This window comes from Aquimarina sp. 433 (genome assembly GCF_054054605.1).
In genome coordinates, this window is record NZ_JBSWZK010000002.1 from 185,006 (window position 1) to 205,338 (window position 20,333).

A 20,333-nucleotide genomic window follows, 5' to 3' on the forward strand; every position below is an offset into this window, starting at 1 on the left:
CAACTGTTAAACCTTACAAAAAACCATAACAAACCTTTTTGTTTACAAAACAAAATACTGATTTACAAATATTTACAGATCTAATGTTAATTTAATGTTATCTAAATGTTGTTTAAAAGTAAAATTAATGTTACATTTGTAATGTAATCATTAAGAACACCCCAATAAAAAATGTAGTATGAAAAGTTTAGTTTTAACATTAGCAGTTCTTTTTTCTGGTGCAATTATGGCACAAGACGTGAAACCTACTTTCGAAAAAGAAGGAAATACTATAAAAGGAACGTATTATTATGACAATGGTGAAATTCGTCAACAAGGGTTTTACAATAAACAAGGAAAACTTCACGGAGAATGGAAGTCTTATGATGAGACAGGAAAGAAAATCTCAATGGGACAGTATGAAAATGGTGTAAAAACTGGAAAATGGTTCTTCTGGGAAGGTGAAAAATTATCAGAAGTAAACTATTCAGACAATTCTGTTGCTTCTGTAACAACATGGTCTAATAAAAGTGACGTAGTTGTAAATTACAAACAATAGTAAAATTTGCTACAATAATTTATAATGTGAAAACGCTCGGAAAATATTTCGAGCGTTTTTTTTATATCCTGTTTTTAGAGTAAAAATCAATCCTGTAGATGTACAAATTTGACTTTTTTATAAAAACAATTATTAAATATATTTTTACAATAAATCAGAAAAATGTATTGTTAACATTTAGATAACCACCTGAAAAAAATATTTCAAAAAACTGATTATTAGGTTTTTAAATATTAAATAGCTTCAATTTTCAGAAAAGAAGTTATGAAAAACACTCTATTCAGATAACAATTACGTAACACTATAATCACTCTTATTTAATTTTTCAGTAACGCACAGGTAACAATAGCTAACGTTATTTGCACCGAATTTAGAACACGTTATGAGAAAAATTGTCATTCTCTGTGCACTATTCGTTGTTGGAATAGTTAGTGCGCAGGAAACTGGCTCTATAGCCGGTACTTTGCTTGATAAAGAAGCAAACAATCAACCGTTACCTTTTGCTAACGTACTTATAAAAGGCACGAGCAAAGGTACTACCACAGATTTTGATGGTTTATACACTATCGAAAATGTAACTCCAGGAACTTATACTTTAGAGTTTAGCTTCGTTGGTTATGAAACTTTAGAAAAAGAAGTTGTTGTAAAAGCCAATGAGACTACCACAGTAAATGCTACTATCGGTGCAAGTGCAGCTGCCTTAGATGAAGTTGTTATTAAAACCACTAGTAGAAAAAAAGAAAGTGTGCAAGCACTTCTTTTGGATCAAAAAGGAGCCGTAGTACAAAAACAAAGTATTGGTGCACAAGAGCTTTCTAACAAAGGAGTAAGTAACGCCGCAGCTGCAGTTACTAAAATTTCAGGAATCTCAAAACAAGAAGGTGGTGGTAATGTATATGTTAGAGGTCTTGGAGATCGATATCTAAACACCACGTTTAATGGATTATCGCTACCTGCAAACAATGTAGACAAGAAAAATATTGATCTTGGGTTGTTCGCTTCAGATGTGATCCAAAATATTGGAGTAAGCAAAACCTATGCTGCTAATTTTTATGGAGACTTCGCTGCTGGTAATGTAGATATAATTGCTAAAGAACATGTAGGAAAAGCTTATATAAATGCTGATTTAGGGAATAGTATAAATACCAATGCTATTGGCGAGAGATTTGTAAAAAGTGAAGGTACAGGATTCTTTGGGTTCTATAATAGGTATAAAAATGATCCTTTTGCTGTCGTACTATCTCATGGAGTAGATCCTGTTTCATCAGAAGGACCTGTTGGGCTTTCTGGATCTATTACAGCAGGAAAATCTTGGGATATTGGCGAAGAATCTAAGCTAAGTATATTTGGAACTGCATCTTTTGGAAACAGTTACGAATACCTAAGAGGGGAAGCAGCCAATGTAACTGCAGCAGAAAACCAAATATTTAGAGATACTGAAATTTTTGAATATAGCAGAACTACTACTGCAATGACAAATATTGTATATCGTATCAATTCAGATCATAGCTTAAAATTCACCTCTTTATTCATTAATGATGCTACAGATGAAGTAGGACGTTTTGGAATCGATGGAAACGGGTTTAACCGTAACACCATCGCCGATATTGATGATTTTGGATTCTTTACACAAAATGTACAATTCGAACAAGACATGATCTATGTAAACCAACTTTCTGGAAAAAGTAACATTAACGAAAAAATAAAAGTTGACTACGGAATTGGTTTTAACAGTGTACTAGCTCGCCAACCAGACAGAAAGCGTATCGCTCTAGAACAATTCGACTTGGCATTGGATAATGATCCTACTACAAACCCAGTTCTTTTCCGCAACGTAGATTTCGACAACCAACGTTATTTCCAAAACATTGAAGACGAAGAATGGAACGGTCGAGTAAATGTAGCGTATGAGCATAAAGAAAATTTATCCTTTAATTTTGGGTACAACGGAAGAATCAAACAACGTGATTTTGATAACCAACGTTTTGGACTAAGTATTATAGAACCAAGAACCGAAGTTACAGATGTTAATGATTTCAATTCAATCTTTAGTATCGACAACTTAGGCGTTACGTATAATACAGTGGTGATAAATCCATTAGATCCTTCTATCGGATTAGGAGACACTAACCTTCCAGGACTTGCAGAAAACACCTATACTGGAAACTTAGATATTCATGCACTGTATGCAAATGCTATCTATAAATATGGTGACAAGTGGACATTTGTTCCTGGGTTACGTGTAGAATCTTTTAACCAGAGTATCGAATATGATGTAATCAATCTTGCATTTAACAATCCTGGACGTAATGAAGCTACTGAAACCTTTTTATTACCAAGTTTAAACGTAAAATATGCTTTAAATGAAGATCAAAACTTACGTTTTTCGGTAAGTAGAACAGTTTCTAACCCAGAGTTTAAAGAAGTTGCTCCATTTGTATATGAAAATGTAACCGATCGTATTGGAGGTAACCCAGATCTATTAAACGATCCTGCATTCTCTTCGATCATTAATTTAGATTTAAAATACGAATGGTTCTTCGATCAAGGTCAGATATTCTCTGTCGCAGCTTTTGCAAAGCAGATCAATGACCCTGTAAACTTAGTATCTGCAAATGATGCTACCGGAACACAACGTTTCTTTAGAACAGGAGACAAAGCAGAGGTATTTGGTATAGAACTAGAAGCACGTAAGGCATTATTAAAAACTTCTGAAGAAGAAAACCTTCTTTCTGCTGGTGTAAATATCACCTACACTTCTACCAGACAAGATTTAAAAACAGTTTCTGGTACATTCAACACCAATTTTAACAGAGACTCTGATCAATTACAAGGTGCATCACCATTCTTAATCAATGCCGATGTAAGCTATACACCAACTTTTGGCGATTACAAACCTGTAGCAAACCTGGTATTCTCTTATTTCTCTGATCGTATTGATGCTTTAGGAGCTGGACAATTAGGAAATATTGTAGAAAAAGGAGTACCAACATTAGATTTTGTATGGAAAAACGAGGTACGTGACAACTTTGAAATCAACCTAAGTGTTAAAAACTTGTTGAACCCAACAATCGAAAGAGTACGTGAAAACGCTACCATATCAGAAGATGTTCTTACAACATTAGGAATTCCATTCAGCAGAAACGCTAATAACGAAATTAATCCAATAGAAGAGTTTGCTCTATCTAGTTATAAAAGAGGTGTAAACATTGGATTACAATTTAAATATACATTTTAACATACATAAAACGAACACGAATAAAATTTATTAAAACAAAAACCATGAAAGCAAATATATTTCTTTTAAAAATCGTTGCCATTGCTATGCTTTTTGCAGCTTGCGCAAGTGATGATACTTCGGATATTACTATTAATATAGATGGTAATGGCTCTCCGGTAAACCCAACAGATAATGTAATCGGAGGAACACTATCATCAGATCTTACACTAGAATTGGGTACAGAGTACTCTCTAACTAGTGCATTAATTGTACCAGAAGGTATTACGCTTACTGTAGAACCTGGTGTGGTAGTAAGAGCAGCAACTGGATCTGACGTATATATCGCAGTATTACAAGGAGGAGTGATCAATGCCGAAGGAACTTCTTCTAATCCAATTGTATTTACCTCTGCTACTTCTACTCCAAATCCTGGAGATTGGGGAGGTCTTATCTTATTAGGTAGAGCACCTATAAATTCTGTTGTTGGTGGAGACGCAACTTCTACTTCAGAAATTGGAGGATTACCATATGGTGGTAGTGTAGTAGATGATAATTCTGGTATCCTTAGATATGTTCGTATCGAATATTCTGGAGGAGCAGCAGATGCAGCTTCAGAAAATAACGGATTCTCTTTTTATGCAGTAGGAAACGGAACCACTATCGAATTTATCCAGGCTTTTGAAGGAGCAGATGACGGAGTAGAATTTTTTGGAGGAACTGTAAATGCTTCTTTTATCTCTGTTGTAGGGGCACAAGATGACTCTGTAGACTGGACAGAAGGATACACAGGAACATTAACTAATGTATATATCGAGCATAGACAATCTCATGACAAAGGAATCGAAGGAGATGGATTTAATACAGATATCGGAAACAACTCTAATCCAGTATTTTGGTCTGCACCAACAGTAACAAATCTTACAATTAACGGTCTTGGTTCTTCTAATGAAAATGAAGCGATCAGATTACGTGCTGGTACAAGAGCTACTTTTACTAATGTATTGTTAGAAGGTTTTGCTGAAGGTTTTGATTTAGATGATACTGAAACTGGAAATGGTGTTATCAATGACGAAACCTCTATCACTGATATTACTTTTGATGACATTACATTAAACCTTAAAAATGATACAGGAGCTACTTTTGGAGAAGCTGATGTAATCTCTGGAGTAGGTAACGGAACTGGAGCAGACTACAATTCATGGAACTCTGGTTGGACTCGTAACTAAACACTACCACATCCCTACGGATGTTATTTTATAAAAAGAAAGCCGTTTAAAAATGATCTAAAATTTTTAAACGGCTTTTGTCGTCAAGAAAACTACTTTCTTAACCTTTTCTTTTCATTCTTAGCACTAAGATTACATTCTCATAATACAAGTATAATACTCCAGTAAAGTTTAACTAAAACAAAGTATTTTTATTTGTATCGATTAATTCAGAACGAGTTTTCTGGTGTATCAGACATCTCAGAATTTCAACAAACAACTTCTTATACATACATACGATAGGGAAAACTATTTTCTTTAAATAGCATACTACGATACGTGTTCGTAGAAGGCTGGAAGGTCATTATTATCCAACAACAATAATGGTTCTCTTCAGCCTTCTCATTTTTTATAATCTTCTATAAATGAATTTTTTAATATTTTCTTTAGAAGAGACACATCGTTGTACAGAAAATCTTACTTCATTCTCAAAAAAATACAAAAATATATTGAATATTGATGAATTCACTTTATGCGATTGTTAACACAAAGATCTTTAAAATACTCTGTTTAACATTATCATAATGTTTATGTAATCTTTTCAAAAAACTAAAAAACCATAAAAAGGTAGTTTTTTTCAAAATTAAAATTCATCTTTTCAGATCCTATACTGAAACAAAATTATTTTTATATAATTGATTTTTAACGATTTACACAACCTGAAAGATTTCTAACAAAAAACCAAAAATAACTACACAAATCTACTTTCATTCTCGTGTTCTACAAATTACAATCCCTTAAACTAAGGATAATAGTAGGGTAAAATTCTTTACTGGAAAACCGTATTTATTTGTACCAGATTTATTAAGAACACGAAATGAGAAAATTTTGCACAGTTATCGCACTGTTTATTCTTGGATTAAATTTTGCACAAGAAACCGGAACCATCGCCGGAACACTTCTAGACAAAGAAGTAAACAACCAACCACTACCCTTTGCTAACATCGTCGTATTAGGAACTACTCTTGGAACCTCTTCTGATTTTGACGGAAAGTACGAAATCCCAAATGTACCCGCTGGGACGTACACCTTAGAATTTAGTTTTACGGGTTATGAAACCTTACGTATCCCGGATGTGGTTATCGAACCAGATAAAGTTACAGTAATCGACACTGCGTTGGGAGCTACCGCTGCAGCACTAGAAGAAGTAGTGATAAAAGTACAAACCAATAGAGAAAGAGAAGAAGCTTTATTATTAGAACAAAAAAATGCAATAACTCAAAAAATATCAATAGGAGCACAAGAATTAGCTAAAAAAGGTGTAGGTGATGTAGCAACCGCCGTTACTAAAGCTACTGGTATTTCTAAACAGGAAGGTTCAGGAAATATTTTCGTTCGCGGGTTAGGAGATCGATACAACGTGACTACCTTAAATGGTCTTCCATTACCATCAAATGACCCTTCAAAGAAAAATATTCAATTAGGGATTTTTAACACTAGTATAGTCGAAGCTATCGGCATTGACAAGACCTATAATGTCAGAAATTATGGAGATTTTGCAGGTGCCAATATAGATATAACATCAAAAGATTACAAAGGCTCTGGGTTTATGGAAGTTGGAATATCGACTGGTATTAATACTGAATCTGTAGCAGTAGATGAATTCTTCCTTACCGATGGACCAAGTAGAACTGGCTTTTATGATACCAACGCTCCTGAATTCCCATTGAATAATTATAATTTCACTACTAGTTGGGATAGAGAGAAAACATCTAATCCATTTAATTCCAATGTTTCCTTAAAAGGTGGAGATTCATATTATCTCTTTGGAGGAGAGACAAAACTTAGCATTTTTGGTGTTGGATCTTTTAGTAATAATTACACGTACCAAGACGGTGTTTCGCGAGGTAGTGTAAATGTAAACTCTGTTGCACAAAGCGATTTTGACTATTTTGATTTTGGATACAATACCAATACTACCTTAATGGGTAATATTGGATTAAAATATCGCAATCATAAAGTTGTATATAATGTTCTATATCTTAACAACACTAGCGAAAGACAACGTGAATTCTTCGGAATTATTGATGTGGAGGATGATGCACCAAACGGTGGAGGTTTTATCCAAAGATCTGTATTCTTAAGAACTTCATTAATTACCCATCAGTTATTAGGAGAACACAAAATTTCAGAAAACTTTGAGTTTGACTGGGGAGCATCTTATAACTTTTTAGAAAATAATGAGCCAGATAGAAGACAAATAACTTTAGTTCCAAGAACTCCTAATGAGCCTGATGGACCAAAGTCTTTCTTATTAGTGTCTGCTGCTTCCGATAACCATAGATTCTTTGCCGATCTTATTGAAGATGAAATAGCAGGAAGATTTGAGGCTTCCTATAAATTTAAGAGAAATGAAGAAGACCTTTTCGATGGTAAACTGTCTATTGGGTATAGTGGAAGATTCAAAAATGTTGATTTCGAAGCTGAGCAGTTCAACTTTCAAATTTTTAATAGAGTTCCTCAACCAGATGTTGACGTAAGAAACGTTGATGCTTACTTTAATCAAGAAAACTTAAACGCAGGCTTATATAGAATCAGAACTTTTAGAGGAACTTTAGATACTCCTGGAGCACTTAACCCCCAATTTTATAAGGGAGATCAACAAATCAATGCAGCATATTTAAGTTTGGAATATAAATTTGCATCTAAATTCACTTTACTAGCAGGAATTAGAGCAGAACAAATAAACCAAAATATAGAATGGAGTACCGTAATTAATGGTGAAGGAGAAAATGAACTAGATGAATTAGAAATACTTCCTTCATTATCTTTAAAGTATGCCCATAATGAAAAACAAAACTTTAAACTTGCCGCAAGTAAATCATATACTTTACCACAATTCAAAGAAAGAGCTCCTTTCCTATATCAAGAGGTGAATCAAGATTACTTTGGTAACCCATTCCTGACACTATCCACTAACTATAATGTAGACGTTAAATGGGAGTACTTTCCAAAATCTAGTGAAATAATTTCCTTAGGCGTGTTCGGGAAAATTATCGAAAACCCAATAAATTCCATAACAATTCAATCAGCTTCAAACGATATAACTTGGGCAAATACAGGTGATCAAGCAACAGCTTTTGGTGCAGAATTAGAAGTAAGAAAACTATTATTTCAGCAAGAAAGAGAAGTTAAAGACCAAATCTTAAAGCAAAATTTTACAGCCGGCATAAATGCAGCTTACATGATACACAATCAAGAATTAGATGGTCAAAAAGTATTAGATGAATCTGGATTAAGTTTTGACCCAACATATTCTGAAACTGGGCTATCTGGTGCTTCTGATCTAGTTGCAAATGCAGATGTAAGTTACTATAAAGATTTTGCAAAAGACAGAAATCTACAATTAACCCTAGCTGCTAATTATTTCTCTGACAGAATCTTTGCTTTAGGAAACTTTGGGAAAGGAAATATTATTGAGAAAGCTGTACCAACTTTAGATTTCATAGCTAAAACACAACTATCCGAGAGAGTTTCTTTAGGATTGTCATTTCAAAACATTCTAAATCCCGAAATCGAAAGATTTCAACAAGAAGTAACAGACAGTAACGGTGATATAAATCCTATAAGAAGTGGAACAGATCTTCAACAAAGAGATGTTGATATGTTGTCTTACAAAAAAGGATACAACCTAAAGCTGTCTTTTAACTATACTTTTTAACTAAACAATGACTTTTTATAAAAAAGCGAACAATTTTTATTCACAACTAAAATTCAAAAAAATGAAAAAAGTTCTTTTTACATTAATATTAATGTTTGCCACAGGCGCATTTGTCGTGTCATGTAGTGGTGATGATGATTCAGGTTCCACCGCATCTTGTACTGATGGTGTACAAAACGGTGATGAAACTGGTATTGACTGTGGTGGCTCTTGTACCCCTTGTACTTCTGCTAATTTATCTGGTGATGTAATAGCTGATACCACACTAGACGCATCATTAGACTACGAACTTACTGGAGCTTATGTAGTAAAGTCTGGAGCTTCTTTAACAATCCCTGCTGGTACTGTAATTAAAGCTACGGGTGGAACTGCTGCATATATAGCAGTTGAGCGTGGTGCTCAAATTTTTATTAATGGTACTTCCGCAAATCCAGTTGTAATGACCTCAGCTTCTGCAAATCCTGCTCCTGGTGATTGGGGTGGATTAGTAATTTGTGGTGATGCTCCAACGAACAAAGGAAATAATGTAACATCTGAAGTTGCTGATCTTCAATATGGTGGAACAACTGCTAATGACAATTCTGGTTCTATTCGTTATTTAAGAGTTGAATATACTGGTGCTACTTTCTCTAACGATAAAGAATTTAATGGTGTATCTCTTTTTGGTGTTGGTTCTGGAACTACGTTCGAATTCGTTCAGTCTTTTGAAGGTGGTGATGACGGAATCGAGTTCTTTGGTGGAACTGTAAATGGAGAAAATCTTGTTTCTACTAATAGTGGTGATGATTCTATTGACTTCGCAGATGGATGGGCAGGAAACGGAGAAAACTGGTATATTTCTGGTGGAGCAAAAGCTGGTATAGAAGGATCTAATAATGGGGACAATGGTAACGCTGCTCCAGTAACTAATACTACCCTTTCTAATATCACTGTAGTTGGACCAGTAACTGAAGGTGCTTTATTTTATAAAGAAGGTGGAGGAAACTTCACAATAGACAATTTCTATACAAGTAATGTAAATGTTGGGATCACTGTATCAGATACAGATGCCGAAGCTGCTGCTAGAATCGAAAATGGTGACTTAACTATAACGAACATTCAGTTTGCGGATGCTCCTACTGATCTTGATATTACTAATTATACTGGTGCTAACCAATCTTTCTTTACAGAAGGTATTGCTACTGGTGCTGGTAACGGCGCTGCTTCTCCAGATTGGGCTGCAGGATGGACGAGAGGTCTTGACAATAGTGGTGCTTCTAGCACGCAAAATTTAGCTGGTGAGATAACAGGCGATGTTACTTTAAGCGCGGATGTTGAATATCAATTAACTAGTTCCTTTTATGTAAGATCAGGTGGTTCTTTAACTATTCCTGCTGGAACTACGATCAAAGCTACTGGAGGTACAGCTGCCTTTATTGCCGTAGAAAGAGGAGCTCAAATCTTTGTAAATGGTACTGCCACAAATCCAGTTGTAATGACTTCTGGTGCGGCAACACCTGCTCCTGCTGATTGGGGTGGATTAGTAATATGTGGAGATGCTCCAACAAATAAAGGAACTAATGTTACTTCTGAAGTTGCTGATCTTCAATATGGTGGTAATACTGCTAATGATAATTCTGGATCTATTCGTTACTTAAGAGTTGAGTACACTGGTGCTACTTTCTCTAACGATAAAGAATTTAACGGTGTATCTCTTTTTGGTGTTGGTTCTGGAACTACTTTTGAGTATGTACAATCTTTAAACGGAGGTGATGACGGAATAGAGTTCTTTGGTGGAACAGTATCAGGAAACTTCTTAGTATCTATAGGAAGTGGAGATGATTCTATTGACTTTGCTGACGGATGGGCAGGAAACGGAGATAGCTGGTATATCTCTAAAGGTGCCAAAGCTGGTATCGAAGGATCTAATAATGGCGATAATGGTAATGCAACACCAGTTACTACTACAACACTTTCTAACATTACCGTTGTAGGACCAGTAACTGAAGGTGCTCTTTTCTTTAAAGAAGGTGGAGGAAACTTTACGATTACTAATTTTTATACTGAAGGTGTAGATCTTGGTGTAAACATTAGTAGTACTGATGCAGAAGCAGCTGTTCGTATTGAAGCTAACTCTCTTTCTATCAATCCAATGCAATTTGCAAGTCCTGCAACAGGTTTTGAACAAACCAATTATGGAGGTGTTAACCAAAGCTTTATCACTGTAGGTGATAATACTGGAGCTGGTAATGGTGCAGCAGAACCAACTTGGGCTAATGGATGGGCTACTGGTTTCTAATCATAACTAAAATATAAATGAATACTAAAAACACCCTCCGAGAGGGTGTTTTTTTTTACCCCAAATCAACAAATATAAATTCGTTAGACACCAACCAAAGTCATATGATTATCATCTTATACATTCTTGTTCATTAATAACATATTTTAATCAAAGGCTATTTCATGATTATAAGTAAAGTAAAAGTGATTTCTTTCTTAGGGAAACATTAATAAAATCCCACAAAATGAACAAATCATTAATTGAGTTTTTTAGCACGTAACATTAGTAGTACAAATGACACTCTATGGTATAAACCTTTTAAAACTTTACTAATGAAAAAAATCTATGTATTATTCATTCTATTAACGTCGATGATGCAAGCGCAAGTCGATATTCAAAACTTTAAAGTAACCTCTCCTACTAATGAAACTTTTACTTGGAACGATGGTCAACGTTTTAAATACAAATTTGACATTCGAGGAAATTATGGTTATAACGAAATTAAGTTGAAAGTCTATGCTGAATCTGTAACATCTAATAACCTCATTGGATTAATTAGATGGAATCGTGAAGGCGATGACAACCTATCATTTAGCTCTTATACTACAAAATCTATGTGGGTAAGTATTGCTAACAATTGGAATGGCAGAAGCTTCAACACGAATCCCACAAAAAAATTCTATTTAGTTACAGAATACCAAGGGAATTCTCGAACCTATACCTATACAATACCCGACGGTGATAACGATGGAGATGGTGTTACTAACACGCAAGATGAATGCCCAAATGAAGCAGGACCAGCGTCAAATAACGGATGCCCTTTACCTCCTGATCTTATAACCGCTAATTTAACGATCAAAACGAAAACATCTACAGGTGGTTCAATCACATATAATTATGATCATATTACCTATACCCCTTCTTTATATTACAATAAATCGGCAGAATTCTCTGTAAAGGTTAAAAATAAAGGAGCAGGTAAAACTAATAGATCGTGTGAATTACACGTAGTTATTGCTGCGAATAAAAATTCGTATCCAGTTTGGGATCCAGGTGAAGCACAACCTTATGTTTATAGAGATTTTACAGTTCCTGTTTTAGAAAGTGGAGAAGAAAAAACATTTAAATTCACCGAGAGCATGTTTGATTATATGGGCTCAATCCCTTTATATGATGAAGTTACTTACTATATGTTTTTCCATATTGATTGGAGAGAAGTAACTAATGAGCCTCCTTCTGCATTCAGTAATAACATCAATCGATATGCCTTCAAATATATAAAAGACAAATCATCAGGAGGTATTGGAATTATTGTACCGATTGATTCTGATTTTGACTCAAAAAGTAGTATTTCAAACAAATCTTATAATCTAACTATTTTTAATCTTCAGGGAATTTTGGTAAAACAAAAAACAGTTACCGATGAGCAAGAAGAACAAAAGTTAATTGAAGAGTTACCTAAAGGATTTTACATCATTAAAAATGATCAAAGAACCTATAAAGTAGGAAAGTAATTAAACTTAAATAACCTTATTATAAGAACACTAAAACCCGCTTCAAAATTTGAAGTGGGTTTTTTATTCTAAAAATTTAAAAAAAAGTTGTTTTTTAACGGTCACAATGTTCTCATAAAATGGATTAACGATAGTAAAAACATATATCTAATTTTAAAACCATTTTATGATGAAAAACAAAAACTTATTTTTATTAACCATTATTGCATTATTTTTATCCTCAGTATCATTCTCACAGATTATCGAAAAAGGATACGAAACCAGAAACCTAGGTTCTAATTTTGACAATGCTAAAGAAATTTTGTGCTCAGGAAATGCTTCCAGTAGCGGATCTCGATATCGATTAAACGTAGTGTTTTCATCCTCCAACAACTTGTCTATAGGAAAACTTTATAAATTTATTGATGATGATGACCGTGTAAGATATCTTTTCATTTCAAGCCTGAGAAGTGAACCTTTCGGAGATCGAGATTCATTTAGAGAAAGTCAATTAACATTTCAAAACATATTTTGTGATAGTGATGGAGATGGCATTCCAAATGATGATGACAACTGTCCTAATGAAGCTGGTCCTGCATCCAATAATGGATGCCCAACTAAACCAGATCTCGCATTTGTAACATCGAAAATGACTATCTCTAGCCAATGTGTAAATGACGGTAATTGCGATAGTAATTTTGAAGATTCCTTGGATAATGGGGAATTCCATTCTCTACCGTTTCAAGGTAGAGAAATATCTATAAGGCCTGTAGTGAAAAATATTGGAAATGCTTCTTCAAGTGCTACAAAACTAAAATTCTACATATCCGAGAATAAAACCTATGAATCAAGGAATGATAGTGAAATTAATGAGATAAACATCCCTTCTAGAAATCCAAATGCTGAATATCAAGGAAGCATTGTTAATATAACATGGTTTGATGTTAACAATACTAGTATTATTCAACAAGGATCTTCTGGATATATTCTTTTAAGAATTATTGATCAAGGAGAAAGTGATTTGAGTAATAACCTAATTGCTTTACCTATCATACTCAATAGGCAAAGAAATAGTATTGGTATATTTCCATTAAATAGATTTACATCAAATAATAAAGAAATGTCTATTATAAATGTTTACAATATTCAAGGAATGCCTGTAACTCAAAAAAACATTTATACAAAAGAAGATGAAACATTATTAATTCAAAGTCTACCTAAAGGCTTTTATATCATTAAAAATGGAGACAAAACTTACAAAGTAGCGAAATAATAAAACTTCCAAGTATTTTAAGCTATTAAAACCAGAAATCTTCCTACTTCATAAGATATTAAGATTTCTGGTTTTTAATTTTTCAGCTCTAGGATTTCCTCAAGAAGCTGAATTGCTTTTTTTCGATAACGACCGTCATATTCGATAAGATTCTTTACATAAGATACAGCTCTTTGTAAATCACCTAATTTTAAAAACGTAAGAGACAAGTACCATTGCGCATCCTCGTAATAACCACTCTTATAAGGTATTTCTTCAAAAAAGGCAATTGCCTTTTTTTCCTGATCAACGAGTAGATAGCTATTCCCAAGATATACCTTCATTTCGTCTGTAAATAAGGTATCTGACATCTCGGATGATTCTAGAATCACTTGATCATACAATTTTTTACTGTACGCAATCTTAATATTTTCCAAAGATTTTGATACTCCTGACCGAACTTCATTATTTACTGGAAACGGACTAAAATACTCACTATACAATGCATCCGCTGGATTAGAATAATTTAAATTTGTGTATAACAAAACTCCTACACCGATGATGACGGCAATTGCAGAAGCAATACCGATATATCTATAGTTATTTTGTTTCGCATTTTTGTTTTCTTCTTCAATTTCCTTACCTATAGTGGTAAGTTCCTTTTTAAAGGACACTAGTTTTTTTTCTTGCAAAACGGTTTTAAGGGTTTTATGTCTGGCTACTTCTAATTGTAATTTAGGATTAGCATCCAATTCTTTCTCAAAATCCGCTCTTTCAGACGCTGATAAAGTATCCGAAAGAAATCTTTCTATGGTATCAAATAATTCTTCTGTTCGTTTCATAAGCTTGATTTTATGAAATCTTCATATTTTACCTCATCATATAATGGATCATTCTCTATTTGTTCCATTAAAGATTTTTTGCATTTATATTTCTTTCTTCTACAGTACAATTCGGAATAACCTGTGATTTCAGCAATTTCTCGCATACTTTTATCTTCAAAAACCAACTCCAATAGTTGCTGACATGCCAGAGATAACGAGACAAAATATTTACGATACAAATTCCCCCTTTCTTGATTTGTTAGATCTTCTATAGTGGTATCTTGCATTTCACCTTCTTGAGGGGTATTAGTAAGAAAAATTTTACGCTTCTTCGCTAGTCTTTGTTTCCAAAGGTTTTTACATATCCCAAAAAAATAAGTTTTAAGTCTAACGGTAAGCTCCAGATTATCGGATAACAATTTTTCGTACAACACTACCATAGCATCCTGAAACACATCTTCTACATCTTCTTTATTTCCAGAATTTTGTATGATATATTTTCTAATATATTTTAAATTATCTCGGTAAAAAGCTTTAATAATTACCCGATCATTTTCTACTATTCCTTTTAATATTTTAAAGTCATCCATGGACACTCACTCTACCTTAACTAAATTCAGTTAGCATATTATTAAATCATTAAATAAACGAAGTCCATCTTAAATCATGTCATTATTTAATTTATTTGCCATCTTTTACAATAAAATTGGTAACGAATGAATTCTTCTTTTCTTATAAAAATCACAATCATATTTCTATTCTCTTTCCAATTAATTAAGTCACAAACTAAAAAAGATTCAACACTTGCAGTTCAACATTTTGAAAAAGCTGAAAATCTGTCTTCACAAAAAAAATTAGATAGTTCTTTGTATTATTACAAAAGGGCATTAAATATTTATCAAAATCTAACTGATTCTTCCAATAAAATTATAAATATTTACGATGCAATTGGTTCTATTTATTTTCGGGATATTCAATACCAAAAAGCAATAGAATACTACGAAAAGTCCAGAAAACTATCAACTGAAAAATTTGGTAAAAAAAGCATAAAGGTAGCAAATAGTTATAGATCCGAAGGTGTTGTATACAGAATGTTACTTATGCACGACAAAGCCCTTGATAACTACAAAAAAGCACTTCCAATATATATTGAAAATCGAGATACTTTAAAAATTGCCTTAACCTACACAAATATTGGAAATATCTACAAGACAAAGGGATTTTATACTGAATCTATACAATATCACAAAAATGGTTTAACCCTTCTTGAGAATATGCAAGAAAAGAACTTCAGATTCATAATTGGTTTAGGTAACAACCTTGCTCTTTCTTATGCGAATTATAACAAATTTGATGATGCTCAAAAAATTCAAAATGACATTATCAACTTAAAGACTAAATTATTTCCAGAAAACCAATTATCAATTGCTAATTCTTATAATAACATAGGTTCCTTATTAATTAAAAAAAACAAAAATGAAGATGCATTACACTACCTATTTAAATCATCAAAAATTATAAAATCATTTTATAAAAACGACAATTATGAGATACTAGACATATACTTAAATATAGCAAATGCATATTCAAATTTAAATAAATTTAAAAAAGCCCTAGAATATTATAATAAAGGTCTAAAGGCTATCGAAAATTCATTTGGAAAGAACAGTTATATTTCCTCATATACTTTATATAAAATTGCTAGTTTGTATAAAAAAATGGGGTTAACAGAAAAGTCTATAACATTTTTTGATAAGGCTCAAGATAGAAGTACATATTCTTACAACAAAAAGAAGAAAAACTATGATCCTTTGTTAACAATATCCATCCTGAATAACAAAGCAAAAACACTTCTTTTAAAATCCGAAGACAAAACTAGAATTAGCAATCTTATTCGCTGTGTTAGAACTATCAAAACAGCTGATTCTATGATAAAACATATTAAACCAACAATTCCAAACCGTAAGGACAAAATTTTGTTTTCTAATACCATTCATGAAATTTATTCAACCGCTATTGAAAATCAATTATTATCGTATTCTATAAAACAAGATTCTTTATTATTATTCGAAGCTTTCGAGTACAGCGAAAAAAGCAAAGCCAATACTCTTAAAAATTTGCTTACAACTACTAGAGCCAAAAACTTCGCTGGTTTGTCTAAAGAAACGCTCTTATTAGAACAGCACCTAAAAACCAATCTGGCATTTTACACTTCAAACATTACTAATCAATTACAGACGAAAAATCCTGATACTGCAAAAATTAGATTCTATGAAAATAAAATATTTGATATAACAAGAAAACAAGATTCTTTAACCAATTTCTTAGAACAAAATCATCCGAACTACTATCGTCTTAAATACAAAAACACATTTCTTACAGTACCCGAAATTCAGGAAAGATTATCTAACAACACTACAATTCTTGAATTTTTTACTGCTGATAGTGTTACGTATGCTTTTACGCTAAATAAAAATGACATCAACGTTTCTAAAATAGCCACTCCCAATATTGCACAGAAAATACAGCATTTTAGAGAACATATTACTTCCAAAAATATTATTGATTACAAGAATAATGCAGAAAGTTTATATACAACACTTATCAAACCCATAGTTCACCAACTAAAAGGAGATGAATTGATTATAGTTCCAGATGGTCCTTTATGGCATCTAAATTTTGATTTACTATTAACTAAAGAAAGTACTAGCAAAGATCCAAAGCAATTGCCCTATATGCTTCGTGATTATGCTATATCCTATGCTAATTCTGTAAATGTTCTTTTTTCAAAAAACCATTCCAACAAAAACTCAAAACTATTGCAAGAATGTTTGGCCTTTTCTTTTTCGGATAGTACACAAATTACAGATTCTGAATCCTTATCATTTAATATGCTAAGAAACGCAGATGCAGATCTTCCTGGCACTAGAGAAGAGATTAGTGCCATTTCCGAAATTGTAAATGGGCAGTATTATTATGGCGCTCAGGCGATAGAAAAAAACTTTAAAAAGACAGCTCATCAATATAATATACTGCATTTAGCATTACACGGAGAAGTTGATAATGAACATCCTGAAAACTCTAAGTTATACTTTACGAAAAGTAATGACTCAATTGAGGATGATTTGTTATATAGTCATGAGTTATTTGCTTTAGATATTCCTGCCGAGTTAGTAGTTTTAAGTGCCTGCAATACTGGAACGGGTAAAATCGCAGAAGGCGAAGGAATTATGAGTCTAGGAAATGCTTTTCAATATGCTGGTTCTAAAAGCTTATTACTAACAAACTGGGAAGTTCCTGATCAAAATACTCCTGAGATTATGCGCAATTTCTATACGCATTTATCATCTAAAATGAGTAAATCAAAAGCGCTGCAACAAGCTAAATTAAACTATTTAAAAAATGCCGATATTACAAGATCACATCCCTTTTATTGGGGAAGTTTTTATATACTTGGAGACAATAAAGCTATAGATCTTCAAACTCCGTCTGATATATCTAAAACAATAACTTGGTTTGTTTTACTTATACTAGTTTTATGTTTAACCTATTTTATACTAAAAAGAAGAAAAAAGCTATCTAAAAAGTAATATATAATTGTCAAACTATGCTTCCTCTATAAGCAGATAGGCGCAGAAGTTTCTAATCATTTGATTGTCAGTCAATCTTCAACAGATCCTGTTTTGAGCCTGTCGAACGGCTCAGAGCGATAAATACAACTTTTTAGTACTTTTTAAACAGCTTATTTCCCTTCACACCTTCACCGATTTCCAGTTCCCTTTTCTAAACCATATGATACTAATTACAGCAATGAGTACTTCTGCAAAAGTAATGGCAAGAAAAACTCCCATCGCTCCCCAATCAAAGAGTATAGCAGCCATATATGCAAACGGTAATTGAAACACCCAAAAACAAAAGAAATTGATAATTGTTGGTGTTTTGGTATCACCTGCTCCATTAAATGATTGAATGATGACCATACCATACGCATAAAACACATACCCTGCAGCAATCACACGAAGACTTAACGCGCCATAAGTAATTACTTTTGGTTCCTCACTAAAAAACCCGATAATATATTCGGCCAATATTAAGTATACAAAAGAAACGAACACCATAAAGATTGCATTATACTTACCTGTTTTCCATACCGATTGTTCTGCTCGCTCAGGTTTGCCAGCTCCCAAGTTTTGTCCTACCAAAGTCGCAGCAGCATTACTCATACCCCAAGATGGCATTAAGGTAAACATCAAAACCCGAATTGCAATCGTATATCCTGCTAATACTTCGCTACCAAACTCTGCCATAATACGCATTAAAAACACCCAACTAGAAGTTCCGATAATAAACTGTCCAATTCCACCAAGAGAAACTTTTATCAGATTAAGCATCACTTTAGATCGCAGTACAATATCCTTTAATGTTACTTTAATTTTGCTCCAGCCAAAGAATAAAATCATTAATTGTAGTACCACAGCAGTTCCTCTACCAATGGTTGTGGCGATAGCTGCGCCTTGTACTCCAAATTCTGGAATAGGTCCAAAACCAAAAATAAATAGTGGGTCCAAAATAATATTAAGAACGTTAGAAACAATCAAGACAATCATAGCTACCGAAGCATCACCTGCACCTCTAAAAACTGCATTGATCAAAAACAAAAGCATGATGGTAATATTCCCTCCTAATAAAACCTGAGTGTAGCCATATCCTTCGGCTATGAGATCCGCTTCTGCCCCCATGAGTGCTAAAATTTCTTTCGGAAACAGTATCCCAACGATACTAATAAATATTGCTACTGCAATTCCAAGAAATATAGACTGTACCGCTGCTTGAGAAGCGCCTTCGATATCTTTTTCGCCAACTCTTCTTGCTACAATAGCAGTTACGCCCATACTCAGTCCAATCGCTACCGCATAAATAAGTGTAATTACAGATTCTGTGATGCCAACGGTTGCTATTGCATTTGCTCCCAAACTAGAAACCCAATATGCATCTACCAATGCAAAAATAGATTCCATCATCATTTCTAGAATCATAGGAATGGCCAGCATGAATACCGCCTTGCGAATACTGCCGGTTGAAAATTCTTTTTCTTTGCCTGTTACAGCTATTTTAAAATAAGAAAATAATTTGGTTAAGGTTATTTTATTGTGTGCCATGAAAAATGGATTATGTTTAAAAAAAAGAGAAAAATGGAAACAAGACTAAATGAAGATTTTTTAGCCTAATAATACCGAATCCGATATTTCCATAAATGTATACATAAATCCTTATAACTTCATAATAAACAAAGATGAGACTTTTTCCCGAGACAACAAAAAAGAAAAACCTTAATTATGAAAAGGATATACCATAAATGTGAAAATAAATTTGTTATTTTGTACATATTTAACATTTAAAAATGGTTGCCCTAACTCTATTTTTAATAAAATATTGTACTTTTATAGTCCCAAAATAAAGTTTTATGAAGAAAATCTACTTACTACTCATATTTATCGGCATTTTTGTCCTCTCCTCTTCTACGGGAGTTCAGGCGCAATCATCCATTGAAATAAAGGATCAAGAAGAAATTAGTATATTTCCAAATCCGGTTACAGGAGATGTTTTAAACATCACTTCCAAATCTGGAAAATCAATAACGTGTAGAGTTTTTAATGTATTAGGAAAAACGGTTTTATTTAAAGTAATTACCACAAGAGAACAATTGGATATTTCTGCGCTACCACCAGGTGTATATGTATTGAAGATTAAATCTGGTAAGGAGATTTTTTCTAAAAAATTAATTAGACAATAATTACACCATCTGTATAGACTATATTT

The 20,333-nt window shown here is 33.2% G+C and carries 12 protein-coding genes; 9 read left to right on the forward strand and 3 right to left on the reverse strand.

The window, feature by feature from the left end; all coding sequences use genetic code 11:
• Positions 1–178 precede the first annotated feature (178 nt).
• The 7 genes from ACWNT5_RS04885 (at position 179) to ACWNT5_RS04915 (ending at position 13,710) form a co-directional block, all read left to right on the forward strand.
• Complete coding sequence (locus ACWNT5_RS04885) at positions 179–538, forward strand: toxin-antitoxin system YwqK family antitoxin (RefSeq protein ID WP_456516786.1); 360 nt, start codon at positions 179–181, stop codon at positions 536–538.
• A gap of 382 nt (positions 539–920) precedes the next feature.
• Positions 921–3,776: a TonB-dependent receptor domain-containing protein gene (locus ACWNT5_RS04890; RefSeq protein WP_456516787.1), complete on the forward strand. Its 2,856-nt coding sequence runs from the start codon at positions 921–923 to the stop codon at positions 3,774–3,776.
• 44 nt (positions 3,777–3,820) lie between these two features.
• Positions 3,821–4,984, forward strand: a complete 1,164-nt coding sequence (locus tag ACWNT5_RS04895; protein ID WP_299897867.1) for a multidrug transporter — start codon at positions 3,821–3,823, stop codon at positions 4,982–4,984.
• Between the two features lie 856 nt (positions 4,985–5,840).
• The gene (locus tag ACWNT5_RS04900) at positions 5,841–8,684 is read left to right on the forward strand and encodes a TonB-dependent receptor domain-containing protein (protein WP_456516788.1); all 2,844 of its coding nucleotides are present in this window, start codon (positions 5,841–5,843) and stop codon (positions 8,682–8,684) included.
• A gap of 61 nt (positions 8,685–8,745) precedes the next feature.
• Positions 8,746–10,962 (forward strand): hypothetical protein, encoded by a 2,217-nt coding sequence (locus ACWNT5_RS04905; protein WP_456516789.1) that lies wholly within the window; start codon positions 8,746–8,748, stop codon positions 10,960–10,962.
• 314 nt (positions 10,963–11,276) lie between these two features.
• A complete protein-coding gene (locus tag ACWNT5_RS04910) occupies positions 11,277–12,458 on the forward strand; it encodes a T9SS type A sorting domain-containing protein (RefSeq protein ID WP_456516790.1) in 1,182 nt (393 codons plus the stop codon).
• A gap of 169 nt (positions 12,459–12,627) precedes the next feature.
• Positions 12,628–13,710: a T9SS type A sorting domain-containing protein gene (locus tag ACWNT5_RS04915; protein WP_456516791.1), complete on the forward strand. Its 1,083-nt coding sequence runs from the start codon at positions 12,628–12,630 to the stop codon at positions 13,708–13,710.
• Between the two features lie 74 nt (positions 13,711–13,784).
• On the opposite strand, the gene ACWNT5_RS04920 is transcribed toward ACWNT5_RS04915, so the two are convergent.
• On the reverse strand, positions 13,785–14,531 hold the full coding sequence (locus ACWNT5_RS04920; protein WP_299605132.1) for a tetratricopeptide repeat protein: 747 nt from the start codon (positions 14,529–14,531) through the stop codon (positions 13,785–13,787).
• Positions 14,528–15,103: an RNA polymerase sigma factor gene (locus ACWNT5_RS04925; RefSeq protein WP_299605129.1), complete on the reverse strand. Its 576-nt coding sequence runs from the start codon at positions 15,101–15,103 to the stop codon at positions 14,528–14,530. The genes ACWNT5_RS04920 and ACWNT5_RS04925 overlap by 4 nt, the downstream gene beginning before the upstream one ends.
• Before the next feature lie 126 nt (positions 15,104–15,229).
• Between ACWNT5_RS04925 and ACWNT5_RS04930 the strand changes: the two genes are divergently transcribed.
• Complete coding sequence (locus ACWNT5_RS04930) at positions 15,230–18,103, forward strand: CHAT domain-containing protein (RefSeq protein WP_299605127.1); 2,874 nt, start codon at positions 15,230–15,232, stop codon at positions 18,101–18,103.
• Positions 18,104–18,265: 162 nt separating this feature from the next.
• On the opposite strand, the gene ACWNT5_RS04935 is transcribed toward ACWNT5_RS04930, so the two are convergent.
• Positions 18,266–19,672 (reverse strand): MATE family efflux transporter, encoded by a 1,407-nt coding sequence (locus tag ACWNT5_RS04935; RefSeq protein ID WP_299605125.1) that lies wholly within the window; start codon positions 19,670–19,672, stop codon positions 18,266–18,268.
• Between the two features lie 305 nt (positions 19,673–19,977).
• Between ACWNT5_RS04935 and ACWNT5_RS04940 the strand changes: the two genes are divergently transcribed.
• A complete protein-coding gene (locus ACWNT5_RS04940) occupies positions 19,978–20,307 on the forward strand; it encodes a T9SS type A sorting domain-containing protein (protein ID WP_299605123.1) in 330 nt (109 codons plus the stop codon).
• The last annotated feature ends 26 nt before the right edge of the window (positions 20,308–20,333 follow it).